The following is a 4763-nucleotide window of genomic DNA, read 5'->3' as shown; positions in this document are numbered from 1 at the left end:
CGCAAGCGCCATCCAGTCCGAAGCAGATCAACAGGTTGTGAACCTGCTGATGGCCAACCAACAGTTATTTGCCGCTGAAGACGACGAATAATCCATAAACGGCAAAGTGTTAAATCACTCATAGCCTTCTGACGATCCACGTGACCCGCCGAGGGAACCGTGGCATGCTTAGAGGTCACCAATAACACAACCGGAGCCCCTCATGAATCCGGATACGACAGCCAACCCTCAGGCCAACCCGACTTCAGCCAGGGAGATTCCCTCAGAGGTTTGCGATTCGCTCACCCTGCTCCACGGCCCTGAGGCCTTTGCGAAACATCTGCAGCAGATGCTGGCGAGCGGTCGTCGCTACGTAGACATACTTTCCCAGCAGCTCGATCACTCATTATTTGCAAACCGAGCAGTGTGTGATGCACTCAGCGCACTGGTTCGAGCCCACCGTCAAGCGGAAGTCCGCATACTGGTCAAAGACCCCAAACCGTTATTTGGCAAACACCACGCCTTGTTAGCCCTGCAAAAAAGACTGACCAGCAAGATCAAGATTCGGCAACTCAAAATAGAACCGCAAAACGAAAACCAGGGATTTGTTATCGTCGATCAGCGTCAACTGTTACTGCAACACCACGACGGTGAATTTGATGGTTTCAGCAACACCAATGCAGCGCCGGAAGCCAAAGCGTTACTGGAAGAGTTCACTTTGCTTTGGCAGCGGCAAAGCGCAGAAATCGCGGAATTGCGGCCGCTTTCGCTGTAAAGAAATCCTGCCTTTGAAAAAACCAGCGACCGGCCGGGATATCGACATCAATAGCGAGGAGCTAAAGTGCGTACCATAACGTCTACAACCAGAACCCTCATCACTTGCTGCTTGCTTCTGTGTGCCGCGAGCGCGCTTGCAGATTCCCGCCAGATGGAAGTGATTTCGCTTCAACATCGCCCTGCAGAACTGATCGTGCCCGCCTTACAGGGCGTAGCCGGTTCGGATACTCAACTCACAGCCAGCGGCAATCAATTGATTGTCCGGGCAACGCCATCAGAGATGAAGCAACTGAAGTCGCTCATTCAGCAACTCGATCAACCTCTGGCGCAGTTTCGCATCAGCGTCCGACAACAGGGGCAAAACAATCAAAACGGTCGTTCAATCGATGGCAGTTATCAGTACCACAATCAGGGCAACAGCTCACAAGGAGGCGGGATACAGGTAGGACGAAAGACTCTGGATGGAAAACCCCTGCCTTCAGGTTCTATATCCTCAGGTTCAGGCCGCATCCAATCCAGCGGCTCACACCACAGCAGCTCGGTAACCGTAAAGCAGTACAGCACCCGCTCCAGCAGTGGCACCACTCAACAATTGAGTGCGGTTGAAGGCTATCCAGCCTACATCGAAACCGGACAACAAATCCCTCTTCTGACCCGCTATCAAGATCGCTATGGCAGCAGCGTCGAACAAAGCTACCAACCTGTGGTAACAGGTTTTTATGTCACGCCCACTCTGAGCGGAACGGATCGGGTCACACTGGATATTTCCACCAGCAAACAATCTGTCGATGACAACCAGGGGCGCTACGGTAACCCCACCATCAAGACGGCCGGATATCACTCAACCATCACCGCCCCTCTGGGGCAATGGGTTGATCTGGGCTCGACACTACAGGGGAATAACACTCAGTCCAGCGGCATCGTGGATCGACAGAGCGTCAACAACCGTGAAAGCCTGAATTTACAATTGAAAATTGAGAAAAGCCGGTAAGAAGCCCGGCTCTAATTAGAGGACACTTAATATATCGCTGATGTCCGAGGCGCAGAGAACCGGCTCATAAGGCGTCAGACGAGAAATGTGGTGCGCACCGTAATCCACAGCGATACGTCGCATGTCCGCTCGTCGTGCCATTTCCATATCAAATTCAGTATCGCCAATCATCACCGCCTCTTCTGCGGGCACCTTCAGTTCGGCCAGTAACTCATGGAGCATTAATGGATGCGGTTTGGACGCTGTTTCGTCTGAACAACGGGTAGCGTGAAACACATCCGCCATGCCTACCGAGGTAAGCACACGGTCCAATCCCGCCCTGCTCTTCCCTGTTGCCACTGCAATGTGATGACCGGCATTAAGCAATTGCTCCAACGTATTGACCGAATTGGCAAACAGGCGCGAAGGCTCGCTGTCAGCGGCGATAAAATGGTCCGCATAAGCCATTCTCATGGCTTGAACACCGTCAATCTCCAACTCTGGATACAGGGTTTGAATCGCCTCCGGCAGACCGAGACCAATAATATTCTGCACCTCTGCGTCAGTCAGCGAAGGCAGACCTTGCGCGCTGGCGGCCTGGTGCATACAGCTGACAATCTTGGCTGTTGAGTCACAAAGGGTTCCATCCCAATCGAAAATAAAGAACATATTGATACTCTATATCAGTTTGTAGACGTGGGTCAGTTTGTAGACGTGGGTCAGTTTGCAAGCGTGGTCAGTCTGCAGGCGTGTTTCCGTGATCCGCTGGCGTTAAGTGAGATAAGGGGATGGCAAGCCGCTCGTCCAGTGGGGCTTCCACCCGGATCTTTTTGGTTTCGTCGGGCAATAGCAACGATAAAGCTGCAGCATGCAGAAACAGACGATTAAACCCCTTGGCCTTCATTTCTTTGTTGAATTCGTCATTGCCGTACTTGGGGTCGCCCACCAGACCATGTCCCTGATACTGCGCATGTACCCGAATTTGATGGGTTCGGCCAGTAATAGGCTTGGCCTCAACCAGAGTAGAGCCCACGTAGCGTCGCAACACCTTAAAGTGTGTCAACGACTGCTTGCCCTCTGGATCCACCTTGACGATACGTTCGCCGCTACTGACTTCGTTCTTTTTCAGCGGTGCACTGACTTCTTTGCAGCGGTTAGGCCAGCGACCTTCTACGAGGGCGTGATAGTACTTTTGGATGTGACCTTCGCGCAGCTGCTGATGCAGGTAGCGCAACATGCTGCGCTTCTTGGCAATCATGATGCAACCTGAGGTATCACGGTCCAGTCGATGCACCAATTCCAGATGGCGATCCTCGGGGCGCATCTGTCGCAGCACCTCAATCAATCCCAGATTAATGCCGCTACCACCATGAACTGCCAGGCCGGAAGGCTTGTTCAGAATAATCAGACCTTTGTTTTCAAACAGGATCGATCCCGCCAACAACTCTTTCAGTTGCTCACTGGCGTCAGGCAAAACCTTACTGTCAGGCATGCGCACAGGCGGAATCCTGACCACATCGCCAGCCTTCAATTTGTATTCTGCCTTGATTCTGCCTTTATTGACCCGAACCTCGCCTTTTCGCAATATCCGGTAAATCAGACTCTTGGGCACACCTTTTAGCTGCCCAAGCAAAAAATTATCGATACGCTGTCCAGCCCGATCGTCGTCTATTTCGACAAACTGGACTTTAGGCGAGAGTGTTTGGCCACTAGTGACCGAAGTTTCGGTGTGTTTTTTCATGGGCGCATTATACCTGTTTTCATGACTTCCACCCGAAACTCCATGGTCCAATCCCCTAAAAATCCTTTAACTTCAGTCAAATACCTTCATTATTTGAAGGTCTGGGAGAATATTGCTATAGTCCACCAGTCTGCACAGGCAGGTTTCCGGACACCGCAAAAGAAGGCGTGTTGCTAGGAAATACCGCTGACAGACAGGGCTTAGATAGTGGAAGTCGGAATGCGAAAAGCCTGGTGATATCACCCCCCTTCCAGTCAGCCCCACAAGACAACGACACCAACGACGATGAAAAGGCCGCAGAACTTGGCCCCAAACCTCGGGTGTCCGATGACAACCGCCCACATTGTAGCGGGTCATCCGCAAAAGATCGTGATTAAGAGATACTCATTCGGATGCAGGCGCATCTGAAATATACGCAGCAGTAATTACACACAGTGGCCTAACCGCCCTGAATTTATACTACTCTGCACATCAGACCCGCCTGCATTCAAGACTCCGGCTTAAGTCAGCCAGAGTAAAACAGAGTCCATGGTGACGGAAACCAACAAGCAGAATAGCTCATAGCGCCCTCCGAATACGGAATTTGCGCCTGAATATATACTGTTTATTGAACTGATTACCCAACAGCCGACTATTCGAGCCAGAGTAATTGTTTAAGGCGACCATCTGATCCGCCCATGCGCCCAGCGCATAAGAGGCCAGCCAGATGCTCAAAACAAATAATTGACTCGGCAGCGATTGGTGAACGCGAGGCTGATCTCCCACTCTCTTCAGCGGAAAACCCTCTCTTTGTGTGCTAACCATTCAGGTAACACATGAAAAGAATGTTAATTAATGCAACTCAACCCGAAGAGTTGCGCGTAGCACTGGTCGACGGCCAATGGCTGTATGATCTCGATATTGAAAACCGTCTCCGCGAGCAGAAAAAAGCCAACATCTACAAAGGCAAAATCACTCGCATCGAGCCAAGTCTGGAAGCTGCTTTTGTCGATTATGGCGCTGAGCGTCACGGCTTCCTCCCCCTCAAAGAAATCTCCCGCCAGTACTTCAGTAAATCCCCCGGTGAAATTGATGGTCGCGTCCGCATTAAGGATGTCCTGAAAGAAGGCCAGGAAATTGTTGTACAGGTCGACAAAGAAGAACGCGGCAACAAAGGCGCAGCACTGACTACCTTTATCAGCCTGGCCGGTCGCTACCTGGTATTGATGCCAAACACCCCTCGTGCCGGTGGTATTTCCCGCCGTATCGACGGTGAAGATCGTGCTGAACTGCGCGATGCCCTGAGCAAGATCGAAG

Annotated in this window: 5 protein-coding genes; 3 read left to right on the top strand and 2 right to left on the bottom strand. The window is 51.6% G+C overall.

What is annotated here, in order from left to right:
* Positions 1–202: 202 nt before the first annotated feature.
* Both ACTG33_RS16290 and ACTG33_RS16285 read left to right on the top strand, forming a co-directional pair.
* Positions 203–754 carry a hypothetical protein gene (locus tag ACTG33_RS16290; RefSeq protein ID WP_439136279.1) on the top strand — a complete coding sequence of 184 codons (552 nt, stop codon included), beginning with the start codon at positions 203–205 and terminating at the stop codon, positions 752–754.
* 153 nt (positions 755–907) lie between these two features.
* The gene (locus tag ACTG33_RS16285; RefSeq protein ID WP_439136278.1) at positions 908–1747 is read left to right on the top strand and encodes a secretin N-terminal domain-containing protein; all 840 of its coding nucleotides are present in this window, start codon (positions 908–910) and stop codon (positions 1745–1747) included.
* A 15-nt stretch (positions 1748–1762) separates the two neighbouring features.
* Here ACTG33_RS16285 and ACTG33_RS16280 read toward each other — a convergent pair whose 3' ends face one another.
* Positions 1763–2395, bottom strand: a complete 633-nt coding sequence (locus tag ACTG33_RS16280; RefSeq protein WP_439136277.1) for an HAD family hydrolase — start codon at positions 2393–2395, stop codon at positions 1763–1765.
* A 67-nt stretch (positions 2396–2462) separates the two neighbouring features.
* The gene (rluC, locus tag ACTG33_RS16275) at positions 2463–3467 is read right to left on the bottom strand and encodes a 23S rRNA pseudouridine(955/2504/2580) synthase RluC (RefSeq protein WP_439136276.1); all 1005 of its coding nucleotides are present in this window, start codon (positions 3465–3467) and stop codon (positions 2463–2465) included.
* Between the two features lie 815 nt (positions 3468–4282).
* On the opposite strand from rluC, the gene ACTG33_RS16270 reads away from it, so the two are divergent.
* Positions 4283–4763, top strand: a 481-nt coding sequence (locus tag ACTG33_RS16270) for a S1 RNA-binding domain-containing protein (protein ID WP_439136275.1), incomplete at its 3' end; no start/stop codon positions are given.

The sequence above is a fragment of the Pseudomaricurvus sp. genome (assembly GCF_965662505.1).
In the GTDB taxonomy this organism is placed as follows: Bacteria; Pseudomonadota; Gammaproteobacteria; order Pseudomonadales; family Cellvibrionaceae; genus Pseudomaricurvus.
The sequence above is the reverse complement of the archived record's forward strand: the minus strand, read 5'-3'. Positions and strand labels throughout refer to the sequence as shown.

What these genes read in the sequence shown, in the direction of transcription:
- ACTG33_RS16280 (WP_439136277.1), bottom strand. Translation starts at nt 2,395, where the DNA reads ATGTTCTTTATTTTCGATTGGGATGGAACCCTTTGTGACTCAACAGCC.
- ACTG33_RS16290 (WP_439136279.1), top strand. Translation starts at nt 203, where the DNA reads ATGAATCCGGATACGACAGCCAACCCTCAGGCCAACCCGACTTCAGCC.
- rluC (WP_439136276.1), bottom strand. Translation starts at nt 3,467, where the DNA reads ATGAAAAAACACACCGAAACTTCGGTCACTAGTGGCCAAACACTCTCG.
- ACTG33_RS16285 (WP_439136278.1), top strand. Translation starts at nt 908, where the DNA reads ATGGAAGTGATTTCGCTTCAACATCGCCCTGCAGAACTGATCGTGCCC.